General features: G+C 47.4%; 17 protein-coding genes. 7 read left to right on the plus strand and 10 right to left on the minus strand.

Going from position 1 to position 22,471, the window contains the following annotated elements; translation table 11 throughout:
• Window positions 1–79: 79 nt before the first annotated feature.
• On the minus strand, window positions 80–2,290 hold the full coding sequence (gene lonB, locus K0C01_RS00835) for an ATP-dependent protease LonB (RefSeq protein ID WP_221170191.1): 2,211 nt from the start codon (window positions 2,288–2,290) through the stop codon (window positions 80–82).
• Between the two features lie 166 nt (window positions 2,291–2,456).
• Between lonB and K0C01_RS00840 the strand changes: the two genes are divergently transcribed.
• A complete protein-coding gene (locus K0C01_RS00840) occupies window positions 2,457–2,984 on the plus strand; it encodes a nicotinamide-nucleotide adenylyltransferase (protein WP_221170192.1) in 528 nt (175 codons plus the stop codon).
• A gap of 174 nt (window positions 2,985–3,158) precedes the next feature.
• Window positions 3,159–3,938: an SAM hydrolase/SAM-dependent halogenase family protein gene (locus K0C01_RS00845; protein ID WP_221170193.1), complete on the plus strand. Its 780-nt coding sequence runs from the start codon at window positions 3,159–3,161 to the stop codon at window positions 3,936–3,938.
• Between the two features lie 447 nt (window positions 3,939–4,385).
• Here the strand turns inward: K0C01_RS00845 and thsA are convergent, their stop codons facing one another.
• From thsA to K0C01_RS00860, 3 genes are all read right to left on the minus strand, one after another.
• Window positions 4,386–5,930: a thermosome subunit alpha gene (gene thsA / locus K0C01_RS00850; RefSeq protein ID WP_221171159.1), complete on the minus strand. Its 1,545-nt coding sequence runs from the start codon at window positions 5,928–5,930 to the stop codon at window positions 4,386–4,388.
• A 360-nt stretch (window positions 5,931–6,290) separates the two neighbouring features.
• Window positions 6,291–7,169, minus strand: coding sequence for a glycosyltransferase family 2 protein (locus tag K0C01_RS00855; protein ID WP_221170194.1), 879 nt, complete (start codon window positions 7,167–7,169; stop codon window positions 6,291–6,293).
• Between the two features lie 58 nt (window positions 7,170–7,227).
• Window positions 7,228–7,938, minus strand: coding sequence for a class I SAM-dependent methyltransferase (locus K0C01_RS00860; RefSeq protein ID WP_221170195.1), 711 nt, complete (start codon window positions 7,936–7,938; stop codon window positions 7,228–7,230).
• A 158-nt stretch (window positions 7,939–8,096) separates the two neighbouring features.
• Here K0C01_RS00860 and K0C01_RS00865 point away from each other — a divergent pair, with 158 nt between their 5' ends.
• Window positions 8,097–8,387 carry a helix-turn-helix domain-containing protein gene (locus K0C01_RS00865; RefSeq protein WP_221170196.1) on the plus strand — a complete coding sequence of 97 codons (291 nt, stop codon included), beginning with the start codon at window positions 8,097–8,099 and terminating at the stop codon, window positions 8,385–8,387.
• Here K0C01_RS00865 and mfnA read toward each other — a convergent pair.
• From mfnA to K0C01_RS00880, 3 genes are all read right to left on the minus strand, one after another.
• Complete coding sequence (mfnA, locus tag K0C01_RS00870) at window positions 8,384–9,454, minus strand: tyrosine decarboxylase MfnA (RefSeq protein ID WP_221170197.1); 1,071 nt, start codon at window positions 9,452–9,454, stop codon at window positions 8,384–8,386. The genes K0C01_RS00865 and mfnA overlap by 4 nt on opposite strands.
• A 79-nt stretch (window positions 9,455–9,533) precedes the next feature.
• A complete protein-coding gene (ppsA, locus tag K0C01_RS00875) occupies window positions 9,534–11,852 on the minus strand; it encodes a phosphoenolpyruvate synthase (RefSeq protein WP_221170198.1) in 2,319 nt (772 codons plus the stop codon).
• 494 nt (window positions 11,853–12,346) lie between these two features.
• A complete protein-coding gene (locus K0C01_RS00880; protein WP_221170199.1) occupies window positions 12,347–13,240 on the minus strand; it encodes a PhzF family phenazine biosynthesis protein in 894 nt (297 codons plus the stop codon).
• Window positions 13,241–13,406: 166 nt separating this feature from the next.
• Here K0C01_RS00880 and K0C01_RS00885 point away from each other — a divergent pair, with 166 nt between their 5' ends.
• Window positions 13,407–14,105 (plus strand): phosphoribosyltransferase, encoded by a 699-nt coding sequence (locus K0C01_RS00885; protein WP_221170200.1) that lies wholly within the window; start codon window positions 13,407–13,409, stop codon window positions 14,103–14,105.
• 55 nt (window positions 14,106–14,160) lie between these two features.
• On the opposite strand, the gene K0C01_RS00890 is transcribed toward K0C01_RS00885, so the two are convergent.
• Genes K0C01_RS00890 through K0C01_RS00900 form a run of 3 tightly spaced genes read right to left on the minus strand, consistent with a single transcriptional unit; the run spans window position 14,161 to window position 18,865 of the window.
• Complete coding sequence (locus K0C01_RS00890; RefSeq protein ID WP_221170201.1) at window positions 14,161–14,991, minus strand: segregation and condensation protein A; 831 nt, start codon at window positions 14,989–14,991, stop codon at window positions 14,161–14,163.
• Window positions 14,988–18,554, minus strand: a complete 3,567-nt coding sequence (gene smc / locus K0C01_RS00895) for a chromosome segregation protein SMC (RefSeq protein WP_221170202.1) — start codon at window positions 18,552–18,554, stop codon at window positions 14,988–14,990. The genes K0C01_RS00890 and smc overlap by 4 nt, the downstream gene beginning before the upstream one ends.
• A gap of 20 nt (window positions 18,555–18,574) precedes the next feature.
• On the minus strand, window positions 18,575–18,865 hold the full coding sequence (locus K0C01_RS00900; RefSeq protein ID WP_221170203.1) for a DUF7518 family protein: 291 nt from the start codon (window positions 18,863–18,865) through the stop codon (window positions 18,575–18,577).
• A gap of 244 nt (window positions 18,866–19,109) precedes the next feature.
• Between K0C01_RS00900 and hisD the strand changes: the two genes are divergently transcribed.
• The 3 genes from hisD (at window position 19,110) to K0C01_RS00915 (ending at window position 22,455) form a co-directional block, all read left to right on the plus strand.
• The gene (gene hisD / locus K0C01_RS00905) at window positions 19,110–20,378 is read left to right on the plus strand and encodes a histidinol dehydrogenase (protein ID WP_221170204.1); all 1,269 of its coding nucleotides are present in this window, start codon (window positions 19,110–19,112) and stop codon (window positions 20,376–20,378) included.
• Window positions 20,379–20,505: 127 nt separating this feature from the next.
• Window positions 20,506–21,276, plus strand: coding sequence for a PHP domain-containing protein (locus tag K0C01_RS00910; RefSeq protein WP_255568331.1), 771 nt, complete (start codon window positions 20,506–20,508; stop codon window positions 21,274–21,276).
• Window positions 21,277–21,315: 39 nt separating this feature from the next.
• On the plus strand, window positions 21,316–22,455 hold the full coding sequence (locus K0C01_RS00915; protein ID WP_221170205.1) for an ArsA family ATPase: 1,140 nt from the start codon (window positions 21,316–21,318) through the stop codon (window positions 22,453–22,455).
• Window positions 22,456–22,471: the final 16 nt, after the last annotated feature.

The raw sequence follows: 22,471 nt of genomic DNA on the forward strand, positions 1-22,471 counted from the left end.
TATTAGATACCGTACATAAACCAAATGTCAGATAGAATAGTTAATAACGTGAGCAAAGAGATAGTATTTCCGACAACGATTACTGAGGACTTGGCGAGGATCCTGCACCAGTCTGTTTTTCAAGTGCTGTTCCAGTAATACTTTTCAGTCGGTCAACGAGACTATCTTTCTCAGGTTCACCCTCCAGCGCAACATCAAGAACCTCGCTGATGTTGCTGACAGGAATAATTTCAACCATTTCCTCGTATTCATCCTCGATCATGACATCTTGCTCGTTTGCGGCTGGGATGATGACAGTGTCAATACCAGCTTTCGCGGCAGCTTCAATTTTGTGTGTTACTCCACCGACCGGAAGGACATCTCCGCGAACAGAGAGTGATCCAGTCATCGCAACGTTCTGTCGCACGGGCACATCTTCCAGAGCAGAGATAACTGCTGTTGCAACGGTAATCGAAGCAGAGTCACCATCAACACCCTCTCGGCCTGCTTGCACAAACTGGATGTGAACATCTTTCTCTGAAAGATCAACATCAGAGAACTTTTTGATAATTGCAGAGACATTCAGAACGGATTCTTCTGCGATCTCTTTGAGCCGTCCTGTTGCAATTACTTCACCAGGTCCTTGGGATGGAGTAACTTCTGCCATAACGGGCAGCATAATACCGGAGTCCCCACCCATCACAGCGAGACCATTAACGCGCCCAGTAACGCTTCCATCGGAAACACGGAGTTCATAGTCTTTCCGTCGGTCAATGATCGTATCGGCAAGCTGTTGCTCAATCGATCTGGAGCGCTTTTTCGCTTGGAGAACTTCCTCACGAGTTACGAGGTCGCGGTTCTCGGCTCGAGCTATGTCACCAGCAACCCGGACAAGTCCCCCTAGGTTACGGAACTCAAGCGTGAGATGATCCTTCCGGCCAGACCGTCGCTTCGCTTCGAGTACAACTTCTTCTGCAGCTTCTCGAGTAAAGTGTGGGAGTCGGCCATCCCGCTCAACTTCTTGAGCAATAAAGCGTGCGTACTTCCGACGCATTTCGGGAGTGTCTTCGATTGTATCTTCGAAGTACACTTCATACCCGTATCCTTTAATTCGGGATCGCAACGCAGGGTGCATGTTCTCCATTGCGTCCATGTTACCAGCAGCGACCATAATGAAGTCACACGGAACAGGTTCGGTTTGCACCATCGCTCCTGACGAACGCTCAGACTGCCCAGTAATACTGAATTCACCTTCTTGAATCGCCGTCATGAGTTTCTGCTGTGTGCGAATATCAAGCGTATTTATCTCGTCAACGTACAGAACACCCTTATTGGCTTGATGAATAGCACCTGGCTCAACACGATCATGACTCGGTGTTTCCATACCACCAGATTGGAATGGGTCGTGGCGAACATCTCCCAGAAGTGCACCAGCATGGGCACCAGTTGCATCCTCAAATGGTGCTGTCTGTGTGTCAGCGTTGTTAACGATCATGTTTGGGATCATCGCATCAGTGCCACGCTGTGTATATTTAAAGATAAAGTAGACAATGGCCGCTGCGATAATCCCTAGAAGGATGTTACCATAATAAAACAGAGCTAGTGCTAAGATAACAGCAACAATGATCAACATCAGGAATGTCCGCATCTGGTTACGCTTGTTTGCCTCCTCTTTGTGCGCGTCAATAATCTGTTCTCCTTTACCAGCTGGAACAGTTCTTACTTTTGGCTCGTTTCCGTCATCAGGATTGTGGTAAACCAGAACGTCTTGCAGTTCTTCTTTAGGGAGTAAGTGACTCATCGCTTTGGCAAGCATCGATTTACCAGTTCCGGGTGAACCGATCATCATAACATGACGGCGCTGCTTTGCTGCCTTGATCACAATATCTCTTGCTTCGTCCTGACCGATAACTTGGTCAACTAATCGATCTGGAACAGGAATTTGAGCTGTCGATTTGATATCTAGTCCACCAAGAAGATCATCTTCTTCCTCAGGATCATAGTCATCAGCAATCATCTCATCTTCAACCTCCTTCCCAAGGTCTTCACCTAGCTCGGGAGGCTCGTCTGATGACTCTTCATCAGAGTCTTCGATCGTAGAAGACATCTCTGGAGAGTCGGAAGAAGACTCGGCTGTTGTACCCTCGTAGAAGAACTCAGAATGATCTTCTTGCTCAGAGTTTTCTTCCGACGAAGATGATCCTTCGTTCACCGCTTGTTCGTCATCACGTTGTGGCCGTTTTTCTGAAGCTGGAGATTCTGTAGCATCTCCATCGGCCGGGGCATCATCTGTCTTCGTATCCTCACTCATAGTGGCAAAACTATAGTAAAAAAGGGACTTGCGATTGATATACTTTCCCCCCGACGATGACGGGGGGATGTGTGCAAAATTAGGTCGAAAACCGGCTGAAAAGGAGTTTTAGATAACTAAGATAAAACTCGTCACTCTTAAGAAGGGCCCAACCCCACAGCGGCATATGACGCGAGGTTTCTATGTTGGACGGTTCCAACCCTATCATAAAGGCCACCACAATGTCATCGATGAAATATCAGATTCATTAAATGAGCTAGTAATAGGTATCGGTAGCGCAGATAAGTCACACACACGACGGAACCCGTTTACAGCAGGGGAACGGTATGTGATGATCTCCAGAGCAGTCGAGGAACTGGATATAACAACGCATATTGTTCCAATTGAAGATATTGACCGAAATGCCATATGGGTAAGCCACGTTCAGAGCCTGTGCCCGCCATTTGATATCGCTATTTCAAATAATCCACTTGTAATCCAGTTATTCCAAGATACCGACGTAGAGGTCCGTGAAGGACCGATTTTCGACCGGAGTCGATATCAGGGTACCCGGATTAGAGAGTTGATGATACAACAGGAAAAATGGGAACACCTTGTTCCCGACCCTACTGTAGAGGCAATTCATGAGGTTGGAGGTGTTACGCGGCTCCGTCAGGTTGTCGAAAGTGATGATTTCAATGGACAGCGAGAGTGAACTCTCCCCTCTTACTCCCCACCGTTGGCGGCTCCTTGAGGCAGGGGCGTTCACTTCTTAGATCCCTCAGAATATCCGGCCAGAACTGTGAATGTGGATGGATTTACACTTTTTGACTCCATCACGCTTAAAAGATAAGCAAGACGTTTGCTGGAGCGAGCATAACATTGGCGTATGATCACACTAAGTTCAGACTTTGGTACACCATATCCAGCAGCGATGCGCGGGGTAATATTACAGAGAACCGATACAAGGGTTATTGATATTGCCCATGACTTTCCTCGACAGGACATTAGAACAGCAGCCTTCTGGCTTAATGAGATACTTCCATGGTTTCCACCAGCGGTGCATTGTGCGGTAGTGGATCCAGGCGTAGGAACAAACCGTGATGCAATTGCTGCTCGGGTTGCTGATCATATACTTATTGGTCCAGATAATGGATTACTACGGCCAGTCGCCAGGACGATTGCAACGCAGTCGAGTGCCAGTATTGAATGGTTTAAGCTTGAATGGGAGCCAGAAAGTAATACGTTCCATGGTCGCGATGTCTTTGCTCCAGCTGCTGCAGAAGTTCACGAAACAACACTCGAATTATTACAAGAAAATGGCAAGGCTTCAGTAACTAGCCCAAATGTTGATCTGCAGTTTCCGACACCGGAAGTTGAGCAGCGTCGTATTACAGGGGAGGTCCTTGTCGTTGATGGATTTGGAAATGCGATTACAAATATCCCAGATTCAATACTCAAAAATCAGATCGATTCATGCGATCGCCTGAAAATAAACGGCATAACTGTCCCATATGTCAGCAGCTTTGCAGAGGTAGATAAAAACAAACCATTAGTGACGATTGGAAGTCACGGAAATGCTGAATTGGCTGTGAATCAAGGGAGGGGAGATATTGCATTTGACGTGACAGTTGGCGATAAGGTTGTCATTGAGAAGGAAAGTACTTGAGTTGGCCTCCCACCGTTCTAATTTTCAGTAGGATTCGGTAGTGGTCGGTCACAACCAGTAGCATTGGCGAGTACCGAAACAGACCAAATTGTGTAACAGTTACGTTACCCCTGAAGGGCTGTCTCTTCCCCACAACTCGCGTCGCTGTCGGGATCGATGAAATCGGCTGAAATACCGATCTCTATGGATGTAACACCCTCATAGAACGGTTTTGCTGATCTCAGTTATCCGCATTCAGTCACCCCCTACCGCCGATATCACTGTCCGAATCGCTGTTCATCTCGATCGATCGAGTACAGATCGGGGTCGACAGCGTCTGAAACGTCCGTCTGAGCCTCGTGAACTTATGGGTAAAAGACAGCCCTGAAGGGGTGGATTTTCGCCTCAAGACTCTGTAAAAAAGCGTTAGTCGCTAGACGAAGCGAGACGCTACTGGTATTTCTTGGTTTAGCTGGATGAGATGACGTCGTCAATTCGGGCGATCATCGTTGACGCTTCAGTGGCACTTTTCACTGCTTCGTGTTTGACCTGTGCTGGATCGAGGATTCCGTGTTCAACCGGATCACCGACTTCTGCAGTCCGACCTTCAGCAATTAGTCCAGCGCGCCCAGTGCTGTCGTGTTCTGCTCGAAGGTCAACAAGGGAATCAATCGGATCTGCACCAGCATTTTCAGCAAGAGTCCGCGGGAGTGCATCAATTGCATCAGCAAATGCACGGACTGAAAGCTGTTTTCGACCGGAAATTGCATCAGCTTCATCGCGGATACGGTCGGCAATTGCGATTTCAGCCGCGCCGGCGCCTGGCACAACTGCATCGGTTTCAACCGTCGTAGCAACGACGTCAATTGCGTCCTTGACAGCACGCTCAACCTCGTCAACGACGTGATCAGTGCCACCTCGAACAAAGACAGTCACAGCATCAGCTGCTTCGCCACCTTCGATAAAGGTTAGTTCGTCTTCATCGAACTTCTCAATTCGAATTTGTTCGACGCTTCCAAAGCTATCTTCTGAGAGATCATTGAGGTCACCAATTCGTTTAGCACCAGTGGCATTTGCAACAGAGGTAGCATCAGAATCAGAGAGTCCATCAATAGCTAAGATACCATCGCGAGCAAGATATGAGAGGACACGATCATCGGCGTCTTCGGTGATAAACACAGCTTCTACCCCGGTATCAGCAATTTGCTGAGCATAGTCGCGGAGTTCCTGCTCTTCCGATTCCATAGCAGCTGTAAGCTGGTCAACGCTATCAACACTGTACTCAGCATCTACATCACCTGTGGATACCTCAAGCTCAACATCCAGGACAGCGACAGAAGCATTGCTGAGCTGTCGCGGCATTGCGTCAGCGGCAGGTTCCTCGTCAAGGACGATGCCTTCTACAAGTTCAGTGGATGAAGAAGAAGCTCCGGATTGTGTCTGAAGTTGGATATTGTCACGGGCTACGTCAGTGCCGCTACGAACAGCCTGTACTGCGTCAACAACAACTTGAGCGAGCTTGTCGGCTGTAACATCGCCTGTTCCTTTACCAGTCATCGATGATTCTGCAACGCGGAACAGGATTTCGGCGTCAATTTCAGTGTCAAGCGCCATCGCATCAATTGCTTCGGCCGCAATCGATGCAGCTTCATGGTATCCTTCTACGATTGTCGTTGGGTGTACATCGTCCTCAAACAGTTCTTCGGCTTGACTGAGTAGTTGTCCAGTGAGGACTGCTGCTGTCGTTGTTCCATCTCCAATTTCTTCTTCTTGGGTTTCGGCAACATCAACAATCATCTCTGCAGCTGGATGCTCAATATCCATCTCATCAAGAATTGTTGCCCCATCGTTTGTGATGACTACATCACCATCATCAGATACGAGCATCTTGTCCATACCTCGAGGACCGAGTGTGGTACGTACCGACTCGCTGATCGCTTTACCGGCAGCGATGTTTGACTGCCGAGCATCTTTTCCCGTCGTGCGTGAACTGTCTTCACTGAGAACAAGCATTGGCTGTCCGCCTAACTGTCGTCGAGAAGCACCTGATTCAGACATGTTGTATGTTAGTAGGACAGCGGTTCAATATAAATCTTACTAGCTGTATAGCATAGGAATTGTAATAGATAAAAGCAAGACGATATGAAATTGGAGATATGCCACTACTGCGGAGGTTTCTTGGGTTAAATCAAGACAGTTCAAAATAGAAGCACTATTCATAGTGGGTAGAGATCTAGTGTATTTAAGTTCATACGAGAGGTTGTACAGCAGAATACGTCGCAAGCGTTTAACTCCTACAGGCTACGTCCTCGTCCTCAAGGATCAAAACGGAGCGGAGTGAGCGAGTAGGGCGGGGTAAGTTCACGAATTGTATTACCTCCAATCATAAACCTCGACAATGTGGTCTGTCGCTGCAGAAACTCCACTGTGGTTTCGGCTAGATGAGCGATACCGAGCTGAGATGCCGTCCTTCCCACCTGTGAAAAGACCTCTAATAACGTCTTTCCCGTCTTTGAACCAATCTGTAAGATCAATACGTCCAGAGAAAATCTTCTGTGCAGCGTGTGCTGCATCGGTCACTGCATCTTTGATGATCTGGCCCGTTAGAACAGGACCCAAACCACGGTTTTTCAGTAACTGGTAGGTAGCCGACCGATATTGCTCAAACCGGTCAATATCTGTCATACCACCGTCTGTACCGTATGGGCTATGAACAGTCATTGCTGGCGCCCAATCAATTGAGTATTTCTCTGCCTGGAGTCGAGTGCAAAGATCAGACATACCACCAACACTGAGATATTCGTCGAATCCGTCAACAGATTTGATTGCATCAGCTGTGAAAGCAATGTTCTCTGGATTGTACCGCTGTTCCTGCCGGTCGAGCGTGGGGATTGTATGTGGAGTGTCTGCGCCTTGGGTTGGCCCACTTACAGCATCTGCCGATGCAGAGAGGTGATTTGTAATTGCACTTGTCCATGAGTCATCGATAAGACGATCGTGAGGAAGTAATGCGATAGCATCACCAGTGGCGAGTTTTACTCCGACGTTTCTAGCAACGTTTGCGTTTCTATCTGCCGTCTCAACAAGCACGTCAACATCATCACGGGACTTAATCATGCCCGTGGTGCCGTCGGCTGAGGGTCCGTTGACAACGATTGTTTCCGCATCTGGAGCATAATCATGTAGTGTGTTCAGACAGACTCCCAACCGCTCGCGACCATTAAGCGTCGGAATGACGACAGAGAGGTTCATCAATGGAATGTTGGTGGAAAACAATATAAAGCACTTGATTGCCAGTAGCTAAGTAGTCTTATTCTGGTACTTTTGCTGTCCAATAAGACACAGAAGCAATTCTGTCTCCGAATCCGGACCGTCCGAGTGTTGTGTCAAGTTTTCGGAATGGACGAGAGACATTTTTCGAAAGTTTTCGATAAAATCCATATGGGAAGAGAAAATCATGCTCTTCGTTAATAAGTTGGAGATCCGCCGACTGTAATAGCTTCTCCACATCAGACCGAGAGTACAAGTGAGAACCCATTGGAAGTGCCCAGTTATATATACTGCGCGTACTCCGAGAGTTAAATGTGTCAAACATCACAATCTCTTTTGAGACACGGCGCATCTCAGATATAAACGCCTCCGGGGTAGGTGCCAAATGGAAAAATCGCATCGCAAAGACGGCGTCAAAGTGATTATCTGGGAACGGTAGCTGCCCAGCATCACCTCGCATAAACTCAAGCGTTTCGTCGACTCCGAGTGCTTGAGCCTTTTTACGTCCCTGTGAAAGCATCGGCCCAGAAATATCGAGACCAATGATCTCAGCACCACGTTCTGCGAGGAGAGCTGTGAATCGGCCGGTCCCACACGCAATCTCCAGAATCGACTTACCTTCGACTGGCCCAAGTGCATCCAAAACAGCTTCCTTTTCACGACGGTCGATCAGCTCACCACCGCCAGAGAACCGTTTTGTCTCGTATTCCTCCGCAACATCGCTTGCCTGATACCACTCCTGCCCTTTCACAAGATAAACGCATGTTATCCCGTTTAATAATGGTGCCGGGACAGAACTAGTATGGGATGCATTCCCATAATAATGGTAATTATACTCCTAATATTGTTTTTATAATACTAACTTAAATATAGATAACTTTTACCACAAGGGATGTTCTGTGAAGATATATGTCCATGAGGACAGCAAATAAATCGGCACAGCAATCAGATGATGTCCTATCCCAGACAGAATACCGGGACCGACTTGATGACCTACCTCCAAGTGCTAAACTCGTTGCAAAAGTGCTTGAGATTGATGCTCCACTATCGCAGGGCGAGCTTGCTACTGAAACTCTGCTACCGGACAGAACAGTTCGCTATGCATTAAACCGACTAGAGGATGAAGAAATAGTCGGTGCACGATACAGCTTCCGCGATGCTCGAAAACAAGTGTACTACCTCAACACATCTCACACCTAGTTCGAAGTCGTCTTCGGAAGTAACCGGTCCAAGTCAGTGAGAAATTCCCTAATCATATCTCGTGAAACATGTGGCATGAATACAATACGAAGCTCGCCACGGGATGTTCGGGAGATACGCCAGCCACTGGATTTGAGCTCATTGAAAACATTATTAGGTAAGTCAACAGCAACGAGTGGAAGTTCTGGGGGAACAACGTCCAATCCCCGGTCCGATAATGCACTTGCAGTCCATTTCGCATTTTCTTGTTGTTGATTAACGATCGATCGATATTTCGATGGCCAGAGTTTCTCCAGCGCTGCTACGGTACCAGCAACTCCTGCACCACTCCGGGTTCCTGTCAGTGTTGTTTGAGAGGAGCTTTCTAAGTAGGGTGTTTCAATGGCGAGAGAGTCAAGAAGTTCCTCAGACCGAACAAGTAAGCCACCAGCAGGAATTGGAGCCTTTCCCATCTTATGGGGATCAATTGTCATGGTATCAACTGGGATGTCAGAGAAGTTCCAGTCGTGTTCGGTAAACGGGAGAGCAAATCCGCCCCATGCTGCATCAATATGAAAGATAGCCTGATAGTCGTAAGCGATATCAGCCAGTTGAGACAGGGGATCGACACGTCCGTACTCGGTATTTCCGGCAATACCAACAATACAAACGGTGCTGTGGTCTGTATGCCGCGAGATTTGTTTGGGATCAGCACGGTATTGATCGTCAACTGGGACTGTACGAAGCTCAAGATCAAGTACGTGTGCAGCTTTCTGGAAGCTAAAGTGAGCACTTTCCGGAACAACTACATTCGGGTTCTGGACAGGATGTGCATTACGGGCGATACGAAGCGCTTGAATGTTCGCCTCTGTTCCGCCGGCAGTGATATATCCGTTCGGAGATGAAAGGCCGGTAATCTCCCCAAGGATCGAAATTGCCCGGTCTTCAAGACGCGATACGGCAGGAAATGTAGAAGGGTCACCGGGATTCGTCGCGATATATCGGGTGGCAGCTTCGACTGCTTCGGGATGAGGTTTTGTACACATCGAAGAAAGAACCCGATCAAACGACTGTGACTCAGGTAGCATACACACGGAAAGGAGACAACAATTATAGATGTTATGAGTTATCGTCTCGTGAAAATATTCTAAATATTTTAGGATTCAGTTAACCGTCATTACGGACAGAATCAAGCAGCATACGCTGTTCGATGCGTTTGACTTCATGTTGAATGTCACGGACTGCATCAATGTTAGCAGAGATTGAGGTGACACCCTTTTCTACGAGGAATCTTGCCATTTCTGGGTCTGAACCTGCCTGTCCACAGATTCCTGTGTCGACATCATGCTTTCGGCATGTCTTGATAGCTTGTTCGATAAGCCGAAGAACAGCCGGATGCATTTCATCAAACCGGTCAGCAACAGCACCGTTATTTCGATCAACTGCAAGCGTGTATTGAGTTAGGTCATTTGTACCAAACGACGCAAAGTCAATTCCGACCTCTGCTATTTCATCAATGCAAAGAGCAGATGCTGGAGTTTCAATCATAACACCCCAAGACCGTTCTTGAGGATCGATACCGACATCTTCCATCAGCGATTTTGCTTGCCGAACATCTTTCTCATCATTGACCAGCGGGAACATGATCTCAACATTATCATATTCCATATCATAAAGCCGGTTGAATGCTTCCAGCTCTGCGCGGAAGATTTCTGGCTGATCAAGAGCTCGGCGAATCCCCCGGTATCCGAGCATTGGATTATGCTCGACAGGTTCTGAATCCCCGCCTTCTAGTTCGCGGAATTCATCTGTCGGCGCATCGAGTGTTCGAACTCGAACAGGGCGCGGATAAAATTCATCGGCGACTTTTCGGATACCACCAACAAGTTCATCGATGTATGCATCGCGACCATGATCGTTGATATATCGTTCTGGAGTTTTATCAAGAGAGAGGACCATGTGCTCCATTCGGAGCAGTCCAACGCCATCAGCACCGGTTGCTGCTGCACGTTCTGCGGCTTCAGGGATGGAAACGTTGACTTTCACTTGCGTGGCGGTCATTGGTTTTACTGGCGTATCTGGCTGCACCTCGCTTACTGGATCATGCTCTGCTTGATCCTCTTCGGTATCGGTGCCCGCTACAACAGTGCCTTTGTCTCCATCAATAGTAATGTCTTGTCCGTCTTCGATAGCGGTAGTAGCGGTACTAGCGCCAACAACAGAGGGGACACCAAGCTCACGGGAAACAATTGATGCGTGACTGGTCATACCACCCTCGTCAGTTACAATTCCAGCAGCGCGTTTCATCGCTGGTACCATATCAGGAGTCGTCATCTCGGTGACAATGATGTCACCCGATTCGACTTTATCAAGCTCATCAGCAGAGTTGATAACACGGGCTTGGCCGCTGACTTTACCCGGACTTGATCCTAAGCCAGTAACTAAAACATCATCTGAATCAGCCTGATCGCTATTGTTCTGATTCGAACTCTGATCGCCAATTGTATCTGAAAGCTCAGAAGAATCAGAATTATCCGCGGAGTCGTCGATAGTCGTGATCGGGCGAGATTGCAGCATGTAGATGTCGCCGTCAGAAACTGCCCACTCAACGTCTTGAGGAGCATTGTAATGGCGTTCTACTTTTTGTCCAAGTGTGCGGAGGTTTTCAAGCTCGTCATCGGAGAGCACGCGTTCTGTCCGCTTAGCATCAGAGACGTCTCTCTCAACAGTCTCGCCGGTCTCATCGTCTTTGACATACATTATTTCTTTTGTGGCAACAGAAACATCAAGAATGTCGCCCGTTTCTCGGTCGACAACATAGTTATCGGGCGAGACTTCTCCAGCGACAACAGCCTCACCGAGTCCCCATGCGGCCTCAATAATCATCTCAGAAGTACCGGTCGACGGGTGACTGGTAAACATTACACCACTTTTGTCTGCTTCAACCATCTTTTGAACAACAACTGCAATATTAACACTTCGGTGGTCAAAGCCCTGATTTTGCCGGTAATAGATTGCTCGCTGCGTAAACAGTGATGCCCAGCATTCTCGGACTTTTTCAATTAGATCGTCTCCGGTAACATTTAGGAAGGTTTCCTGTTGCCCAGCAAAACTTGCATCAGGAAGGTCTTCTGCTGTGGCGCTTGAGCGAACAGCAACAAATGTTCCTTCACCCAAATCATCTCGGTATGCTGCAAGAATCTCTTTACGGAGTTCGTCCGGAAACTCTGCTTCGAGAATCAAAGACTGAGCTCGATCAGCAGCTTCCTCCAGCGCGGAGGTATCATCAGCATCAACATCAACCGCTTCAAACAGTTCGTCATCAATTCCGGTTTCTTCCAAAAAGGATCGGTACGCTTCGCCGCTAACAACAAATCCAGGCGGGACTGGAAGGCCCGCAGAGGTTAGTTCACCCAGTGACGCACCTTTTCCGCCAACAAGGTCGGTGTCCCCTGCAGATGTCTCCTCAAGCCAGATTACTGCCATCTGTATTATTGTGTCACCACGACCGGAACAATGAAGCTTCCGAACTATCTGCCAAAATGTGTCGAACAATATATATAAATAGGAGAAATGAATCGATACATCACAATCGGAGTCAGAAGTTGGCACCTTCTTGCGATTTCAACCATGAGATTTCCACGTCGGTGGACTCAGGTCTGAAGACTCGTTGGTATGACCCGTCTTTTCGCGGGGCCAGGCCTCCGCTTCCAGCCCCGGGATGAGATCCGAAGTTGCCGGTATTTCGAAATCCACGACCAGTAGTCGAAAAGACTCTCAGAGTGGTGTAGTCTAGATTCCGGGATCATCCGTTTACTCAAGTGGCTAAGCTATCTCGGCATAGTTATGCATATGCTTCAGATGAGAACGAAAACGGAGGATACAGTGTCTCTGTAGTTATCTCCCGACTACCGTCTTCATTCAACGGCTAAATTCAAGCACTCTTGCCTTGCTGCCGCCGTAAACGGCTGCAGATGGAATTATGCCTCGATGATATCACCGGGATCAGGTGAATCAACTGAGAGCTTCGCATTCAGTGTTATTGTACCAGTTCCACCAACCCGGACATCACGGGCCACTTTGACAGAGACATGAGCTGGTCGGTTTATGTGATAACCTTGTTCAAAACAAAGTCCATCAGGAGACCCACCGTCAAGGGCTTGCATTTCACGGATATACACGCCAGCTGCTCCTGCGGCCATCCGAGCACCGGGAACCTCCCGTTGTCGATTCGGAAGAAAAACACGGGCATGAGCCGTTGTATCAGTCTGTAAAGTATCAAAAGTAAATGCATAAATGCCAGTCAGGTCGTGCTGATGACACAACTCCGTGAGAGCGGGCCATTTAGGAGTTATGCTGCGCAGGTCAGAGAAGTATGAGACAGGAACAATCAACCACGGTGCATCGACCGAAGCGGCAGCAATAGGCAGCTCTGGTGTGGCTAACCCGTTTTCGGAAATCCCCAGCCCGTCAGCAATCATCGTTGGACTTATCGAAACTTCATCAATCGCGCGATGAAGACCAGTTTGCCATACATGGTGATCATCGGTGATATCAATCTGGACAATGCCACGATTTGTTTTAACTTCTCGTTCGCCTGGCTGAACAGTGCCCGCATCAAGAAGCCCAATAAAAGCACCAATTGTTGCATATCCTGAGCTTTCAATCTCAGATTGTGGAGTAAAGTATCGAATCTGTGGGTCTGCATCATCACTTGGATACAAAAAAGCAATTTCGCCAACCGGGATTTCGCGGGCAATCTCTTGCATCGTACTGGTATCGAGACCGCTCGCATTAGGGACAACCCCAGTCGGAATGCCTGAAAGTGATCGAGTGGCAAATGTATCGACAAGCATCAACTGAATCTGTTCCATAAGCACACAGTTGAGTTCATGTAACATGAACACCAGGGGAACATGAGAGAAAGTGTGTTATCTATTCTCAATAAATACGATTTTCTGCCGCTTTTTGAGTTATTGGACCAACGATGAGGTACACGAGCATCGATATTTCTTTTTGAGTCGGACGATGAACTCAGGTATGGGTGAATTGCCCGATCAATTTCGTTGCGAGCTTGTGACGTGGGAGTATGTATACGATAGAACGCACTTGATTGCTGAGCAGGTGCGTGCAGAAGAGTGGTCACCAGACACGGTCGTTGCATTAGCCCGTGGGGGCTGGTTTGCTGGCCGAGTAGTCTGTGATCTACTAGGGATTGACGACCTTGTGAGTCTAAAAATCGAGCATTACGTTGGCACAGGGGAACAGGCCGACGAGCCACAGGTTCGATATCCGCTTCCGGACGGAGCAATTACTGATAAAGACATACTTATTATCGACGACATTGCGGATACTGGACAGTCAATCCAACATGCTCGAGAATATATACAGCAAAATGATCCTTGTTCAGTCAAAACGGCCACGGTATCACTTCTTGATACAAGCAAAACTGAGCCAGATTACGTTGGTGAGCAACTTGGGGACTGGGCCTGGATCGTGTTTCCATGGAATTTCATTGAGGACATGATCGACTTAATCACCGGCGTAATGGAAAAGTCAGAGAACACGTGGTTTACATCAACTGAAATAAAGGATCTGCTGCAAGAATATCACGGAATTAGCCATTTTGATTTAGAGGTAGTTCAACCAAAGCGGGTGGACGAAGTTCTCAACGAAATGGAACGCCGGAACGAAATCGTTGCTGGAGCAAGAGGGCTACGTTTGCCGGATACGTCCTAAAATTCTTAGACTGACAGAGTTTGTTCCTCTGTTGATCAAGAGGTCAATAGGCAAATTAGTCAGCAACAGCTTCAGAAGAGGAGATATCAGCAGTCGGATCTTGGAGCCAGAGATCGCCGAATAATTCGTCTTGCTGGAGTTGTATTTTTCCGCGGTGTGCGAGAAATAGCCCAGCAAGATAGGTTTGAACGCGCGAACCTCCTGCAGATTCAATCTCACGGAACAAAACCTCTGAGCGACCTGCGTTATAATGCTCTTGTAAGGTATCATAGAGTTGGTCGATGATTTCTTCAATATCTTCACCGTGTGTCCGCTCAGTAACCTCTGTAGCAGTTGGTTCATCGAACGCTCTAGTGGTATCCTGCTCATGATAACTAACAGTCATCGTGCCATCACGGTGTCCACTGGATTCAGTTGTGTCATATTCGCGAGACTGTTTCCACCGTGACCCCCGTTCTGCCTCACGAAGTTTGCGAATAAGTTCATCAAGGGTCTCAGGAGATCCACGTGCATTTTTTCGGTCTAAGCGACGCTCAATTTCATCTTCAAGCGTGTCAATTGGATCAGATGTAGGTCGTGGTTCATCGAAGGGCTGATCACCCGGACGAGGTTGATTAATTCGCTCATCTTCTTCATCGTCATCTTGCAGGAGTGTATCGCTTTTCATGCGGAGAAGTACAGATGCATAGAATAGGGCCCGACCAGACTTTCTGAGATCACCTTCATCTAGAGCAGCAAGGAACTCTTCAGTTACCTGTACGATATCTATGTCCCACGGATCAATCTCGCCATCTTCCGCGAGCTGTACCAAGAGTTCAACAGGTTCAGCTTTGTCATCGTCTGCTGAATCTTCTGTTGATTGTGAAGTTACATCGAGTCCATTCATGCTGATGCCTCCTCCGACAGATCAATTCCAGTGACTGTACTAACATTGTCATCTTGCATTGTGACCCCGATAGCACGTTCAGAACGATCAAGCATCGCAGATCGGTGAGAAACAACTACGAACTGGGCATCACCAGCGAGCTCATCAACCATTTCACCAACCCGTTCGGCATTTGCCGCATCAAGGAATGCATCAATCTCATCTAGCGCATAGAATGGAGCAGGATCATGTCGCTGAATTGCAAAGATGAACGACAGTGCAGTAAGTGATTTCTCTCCGCCACTCATCGCTTCGAGACGCTGTACAGGTTTATCACTCGGCTGGGCTTTCATTGTTAGACCTCCGGAGAATGGGTCTTCCTCATCTTCCAGAACCAGTTCTCCAGTACCGTTAGATAGCCGTTCAAAAATATCTCGGAAATGAGTATCAATTTCTTCGTAGGAGGCCATGAATGCCTCTCGCTTTTGTGCCTCATATGATTCGATTCGGGATTTTATTTCATCTCGTTCATCTACCAGCGTTGTTTTACGCTCTTTAAGATCATCGAGCTCACTTTCAACGCGATCATACTCATCAATTGCAAGCATATTCACTGGCTCAAGCTCAGCCATTTCAGACTCAAGTTCCTCAATTGATGCTGTTACTTCGTCGTATGGCGGGATGTCTTCGGGATCATATTCTCCAACTTCTTGTTGTAACTCTTCAATTTCCCACTCAAGGCGATCAGATTTCTCTTGGTAGTCCTCAATATCAGCTTCTATGTCACGAACCGTATCGCGAGCTTGATCACGCTCTTCCTTTGCTGCTTGGAGGTCCTCGCGCAATGACTCGCGTTGTTCTTTCAGATCTGCTAATTCGTTTTCGAGTTCCTCAACAGCCTCCTTTTTGGATTCTAGCTTGTCTTCCTGAGTTTCAATTTGATCTTCAAACTCTTGGATTTGTTCGCGCTGTTTAGCAACTTCATTTTGTGCTTCCTCAATATCGGCCTCAAGATCCTCAATTGATTCTTCGACATATTCTTTCTCAAGTTGCCGTTCATTAAGACGTGCATCGAGGTCATCGAGTTGAGAATTTAGTGAGTCAATTTCGTCTCGTATGTTATCTGCTTGCGCGGTCAATTCTGGGATGCGAGAGGACTCAAGTTGGGATTCTACCTCAGTAATTTCATCATCAAGTTCCGTTAGCTCTGAATCGATTGCATCAATATCCTCCTGTAGTGCCGTCATCTTCTCATCGACTGCCTCTCGTTCGTCATTAAGTTCATCAATCTGATTTTCCGTAGCTGTGATCTTATCATGAAGACTATCGATTTCTTCTTCAATGTTCTCGAAGTCTTTTTGGATTGACTGGACCTCTTCAGTTGCATCTGCCCGCTTATCTCTCGCTTGCTCAATACGAGAATCCACAGACTGAATATCGTCACGAAGCTGATCTCGGTCTTCCTGTAGTGACGTGATTTTTGCAGCGACTCTCTCCAGTTTTCCTTTTCCCGTTTTGGAGAATGAATATCGGGTTCCTTTCGATGAACCACCAGTCATTGCGCCGCTTTTCTCGACAAGTTCGCCGTCAAGCGTAACTAGCCGGTAGTCGCCCATGTAAGCGCGTGCAGTATCCAAATCTTCAACAACGAGTGTATCACCAAGAACATAAGAAAAGATACCTTCGTACTTTGAGTCAAAATCAACTAAATTATAGGCAAAGTCAATCACGCCGGGATCGGATGGGGCTTGTGGTAGGCGACGCTTGTTCATTTCAGTTATCGGGAGAAATGTCGCCCGGCCGGCGTTTCGCGATTTTAGATACTCAATGCACTGCTGTCCGACCTCATCATTATCGACAACGACATTTGCGAGTCGAGCCCCAGCGGCTGTCTCACAAGCGGTTGCATACTGATTTTCAACTGCTCCAAGTTGTCCGACAGTACCATGCACACCAGAGAAATCTGCGTCTAGAATGGTTGTGACCGCCCTCGCATAGGAGTTGTCACTGCCGCTTTGTTCTGCTCTGGCCTCAAGTTCAGCATATTCCTGTTGCTTTTGCTGGAGCTGATCTTCAATCTCCTGAAGTTCGGTCTCAAGGTTGCGTTTCTTCTCCTGCAGATCAGAGAGAACTTCGTTGATATTCTCACGATTAGCCTTTGCTTTCTGTAATTCTGTCTGAAGGTCGTCTTTTTCTGCCTCTAGCTCAGGGATCCGATCTTTTAGTGTTGAGAGTTCTTCTTCTTTCTCTTCAAGCTCATTCGAGCGACGTCGAGCCTCGTCAATCAACCGGTCCTGCTTAAGTTGCAGTTCATTTTTCTGATCTTTTTTCTCTTCACGTTTTTCTTTAAGTGTCTGAAGTTTGTCTTTGAGTTCTTCATACTCGGTGTCGACAGCTTCAATTTCGGCCTTAACATCAGCCAGATCAGCTTTCTTTTCTTTGACATCGGCCTTGATTGATGATTTTTCAAGCTTTATTTCCCGAATATCGCTTTCTAACTCCTCAAGGGTCTCCTGTTTACGATCGTGTTCAACAAACGCCTCACGGCGGTTAGCCTCAGCTGATTCGATTCGTTCGTTGGCATCTTCGATCCGGTCTTCAAACCGGCCAATCTCAGCCTTTATAGATTCAATTTCACGCTGTAGTTCAAGTTGCTCTTCCTCTCCTTTCTGTTGGATTTCTTCATTAAGATCAGATAGTTCACCTTCAAGACGAGTAACTCTCCCCTGACGCTTATCCAGTAGTTCTTGTTTTCGGTCGCGTTTGGCTTTTAGATCCTGTAGTGCAGACTCAACATCTGATAGCTCTGCATTTTTTTCTTCCAGCTCTGATGCCTTGAGATACCCCTCGTAAGTCTCTTTCTCATCCCGAAGAGATTGATATTCAAGAGCCTTCTCACGTTCTGTGCTAAGTTGATCAAGCTGCTGTTGTTTTTCCTCGATGCGAGTTTCTGCTTCGCTAATACGATCCTTAACTGTCTGAAGCTCGTCAAATGCGTCTTCTTTTTTAGCATCAAACTCAGCAACACCGGCGATTTCATCAATAATTTCCCGACGCTCTCCGGGCGTCATGTTGATTATTTCTGTGACATCACCCTGCATGACAACGTTGTATCCTTCAGGAGTCACACCAGCAGCTGCTAGCAGATCTTGGATATCGGAGAGGTTCACCGATCGGTCATTAAGATAGTAGTATGAATAGTAGTTGCTCTCAGTTTCTTTAATTCGACGACGAATCGAGACTTCATCGACATTACCAACCTTGTCCGTACCAGCGGCATTGACTACCTGGGATCGAGTGAGCGTCTCATCACTATTATCGAGAACGACCTCAACACTTGCTTCACGCTCTCTTTGGGCTGATTGATCATCGTCGTGCCCAGGGTTGTAGATTAAATCAGTCAGCTTCTGTGCTCGAATACCTCGTGTTCGAGCAAGTCCAAGGGCAAACAATATTGCGTCAATAATATTTGACTTGCCAGACCCATTTGGACCGCTAATAGTTGTGAAATCTTCATATAATGGAATATGGGTTGTCTGCCCGAAGCTCTTGAAGTTATCTAAGACAATTGATTTGATGTGCATGCTATGCGAGATAAAGGTTCCTACGCTACGATGATATCTTCCTCGATTCGTTCGTCTGCTTCGGTAGACTTTTGATCTGCGGTAGGATTATCTACTTGGTTTGTGTCGTTTTGCGGAGGTTCAACCGTATTCTCGTACTCTGGCTCAACATTTACAGATCGATGCTGGTCAATTTCAGATACATCAATGCCGAGTTCCTCTTCGATTACCCTGAGTTTCTCCTTCGTATCCACCAGTTCTTCAGTGAGACCTTGCACAGTCGATTCGAGCTCCGAAATGGTGGCTTCAAGCTCTTCGACTTTGCGTGACATACATTATACTGGTTTGTCAGGTCATATAAACGTGTGTCAGACATTGATTGTTATTCCGACAATACGATACGGGAAAATTCGATACCATGTGAAATTTGTGGCTAACGACACACCTTCCTCAAGGAACAGCCACGTCAGCGGTGGATGAGTAGGCAGAGGCAGTTGACTCACAATTCTTGGAGATATTCGTCGTTATTGCCTATAAAATGGAAATGGGTAAGGAGGAGGACACAAAGTCAATTACATGGACATACAGCGGCTCTCTGAGCTTACCACGTCAGAGAAAGAGAATTTTATCGAGCGAGACGCTGGTATTGAAGCTGCTCGGAAAGATGTAAAAGAGATTATTAGGGAGGTGCAAGCAGAAGGAGATAGTGCTGTTCGTCGCTTTGCAGAGAGATTTGACGGAGTAGATCTCGATACAATTGATATCACAGCAGAGACAGCAGAAGCGTATAATCGATTAGATTCAGAGTTACAGTCTGCAATTGATACGGCTGTGGAAAATGTCAAAGAGTTTCACGAGCAGCAAGTCCCAGATGACTGGCGAAAAGACTTTGATGGTCGGATGCTCGGAAGACGGTTTCGACCGATAGAACGAGTAGGGGTGTATGTGCCAGGAGGTACAGCAGCGTACCCGTCGAGCGCAATTATGGGGGTAGTTCCTGCCGCAGTAGCAGGGGTTGATCATATTGCTGTTGCTACACCGCCAGCGGAAAACTTGTCAGATGCAACATTGGGTGCGATTCATGCATCAGGAGCAGACCAGGTATATGCAATTGGTGGCGCCCAGGGTGTTGCAGCACTGGCATACGGGACAGAAACGGTTGACAGTGTCCAGAAGATTGTAGGGCCAGGAAATCGTTGGGTCAGTGCAGCTAAAGCGGAAGTCCGCGGAGATGTCGAAATTGATTTTGTCGCTGGACCAAGTGAAGTACTGGTGGTTGCCGATAAAACTGCAAAGCCGGAATATATCGCAGCGGAACTTGTGACCCAGGCTGAGCATGATCCAAATGCGTCAGTCGTCGCCATCGTGACTGACGAAGAAACTGCGCAGGCTGCGGCGTCTGAAGTAGAAAGACAGGCAAGCAGCCAGCCGCGTGAAAAAACTATTCGGTCTGCGCTCGCCAATGATTGTAGCGGGATTCTATACGCACAGTCAAGAGATGAAGCAACAGATTTTGCGGAAGATTACGCAGCTGAACACCTCTATATTAGCACAGCGGATGACGAGTCTGTGCTTTCAGAGATTGACTCGGCCGGGTCAGTCTTTCTTGGGGCGTATACACCGGTTGCAGCTGGAGATTATGCATCAGGAACAAACCACGTACTACCGACTACAGGGTTAGCAGCAGTTACTGGTGGACTGTCGGTTGATGAATTCATTCGACCGACCACAGTTCAGCGACTATCAGAGGAATCACTGAGCGATCTACGGGAGACTATCGAAACACTCGCAGAAGCCGAAGGACTCCACGCACATGCTGACAGTGTTCGAAAGCGCTTTGATTAGTTGAGCTGGTAACTGAATGCGACTGGCGCATGTTTTTGACATTTTCATCAAATCAAGCTAAACGCTGGGAAATCTCTAAGGACAGATTCCAGTACATATATAGAAGTTAGCAGAAAATTCACAGAGTGTGTCAATAACGGATCGCAATATCCAGAATGTTGATCTCCATGCTAAGGTGCTCTCTACAGACATTGTGAAGCGAGCAAAGCAACGGGGTATAGATGCAATTGTCTATGCGCCACATTTTACGCGGCTCCCAGAGATACGTAAGCAGGCAAAGCAGTATACAGATAAAGATCTCCTTGTCATACCAGGACGAGAAATTTTCACTGGAACATGGGAGAATAGAAAGCACGTGCTTGGACTCGATTTACAGGAGCCGATTCCAGATTTTATTACTCTGGAAGGCGCAATGAAGGAGCTTCAACGACAAGACGCGGCAGTATTAGTCCCGCATCCGGAGTTCTTTACCGTAGGTTTGACCGCTGCAGACTGCCGAAAATACAGCAATGTCATCGTAGGAGTTGAGACGTATAATCCAAAGCATCTCACAGTACATAACAAACGGGCACAGAAGCTAGCTGTCGGGTTACCTGCGCCAAGGTTTGGCTCATCATATGCACACCTCCCGCGGACAGTTGGTGAAGTTTGGACAGAACTATCATCACCGGTTTCTTCGGAAAGCGAGTTGATTACCGCAATTAAACAGGAGGCTCCAAGAAAAGTTCGACACCAAACAGGAAAGCGACACCGTTGGCAGTCAGTAAAAGAGTTCCTTCACTTAGGGTGGGAAAACTCGTGGAAAAAGTTTGATCGAATGATTGTTTCAGGGATAGAGGACACCCACCCGAGCCATCAAGCCTATACAGGGAAATTTGATGACGTTTCGGTGTATTGAACCGACGAGTACACATGTGATTAGCATCTACGGATTGATATGAGCGATATTGATGTTACACCAGTGGATGAAATCGATACAGAGGATCAAGAGATTGAGAAAGCGCTTGAGTCAGTTCCGAAGTTAGACGACTCCGCACCAGAGTACGTGTTATACGGTGGGAAAGGTGGTGTTGGGAAGACAACGATGGCAGCAGCCACCGGGCTTGCTTCTGCGAATACAGGGACAAAAACCCTCGTTATATCAACGGATCCAGCGCATTCGCTTTCGGATACACTTGAGGTAGATATTGGTGCAGAGCCGACGCCAATCGATGATGAACTTCCACTTTGGGGCGTTGAGATTAATCCAGAGAAAGCTATGGAAGAAGGAGCAACAATGTTTGGAGAAGCAGCTGAGGATGCACAGGATGATGCCTCTCCATTTGGTGGTGATGATCAAATGGACGGGATGGGCCCAATGGGTATGGGTGGCATGGGTGATATGATGGACGGTGGTGGTCCAATGGAAGCAATGCTAGGTGGATCAATGCCGGGGGCAGATGAAGCCGTAGCAATGCAGAAGCTTATTGATTATCTTGATGATGATCGATTTGAGCGGGTTGTTGTCGATACTGCTCCAACAGGCCATACCCTACGATTGCTAAAGTTACCAGAAGTGATGGACTCAATGGTCGGACGAGTCCTCATGATACAAGAACGGATCAGCCAGATGATGGATGGATTGAAAGGGATGTTTGGTGGTGATGCTGAGCAAGATAATCAAGATATCGAAGAGCTTCGGGAATTGCAGGAAGGTATTGAGCAACTACGCGCTGTATTGCAAGACCCTGCCATGACTGATTTCCGGATTGTAATGATCCCTGAAGAGCTAAGTGTAACCGAGTCAAAACGGCTTCGAGAACAACTTCGAGAATTCTCAATTCCGGTAAGCACAATTGTTGTTAATCGGGTTATGGAGCCTCTCTCCTCTGCCGCTGAAGATGTTGATGATGAAGACATTCTGTCGCCGAATCTAGAGGATTGTGAATTTTGTCAACGCCGATGGGATGTCCAACAGGCAGCGCTAAAGAATGCGCAGGATCTCTTCCGTGAACACGAAGTCAAGCGAGTTCCGCTATTCGCAGAAGAGATTCGAGGGAAAAAGATGCTCAAGGTCATTGCTGCCTGCTTGAAGTGAAGTATCAAGATACAAT

Source organism: Salinarchaeum sp. IM2453 (assembly GCF_019693215.1).
Taxonomy (GTDB): domain Archaea; phylum Halobacteriota; class Halobacteria; order Halobacteriales; family Salinarchaeaceae; genus IM2453.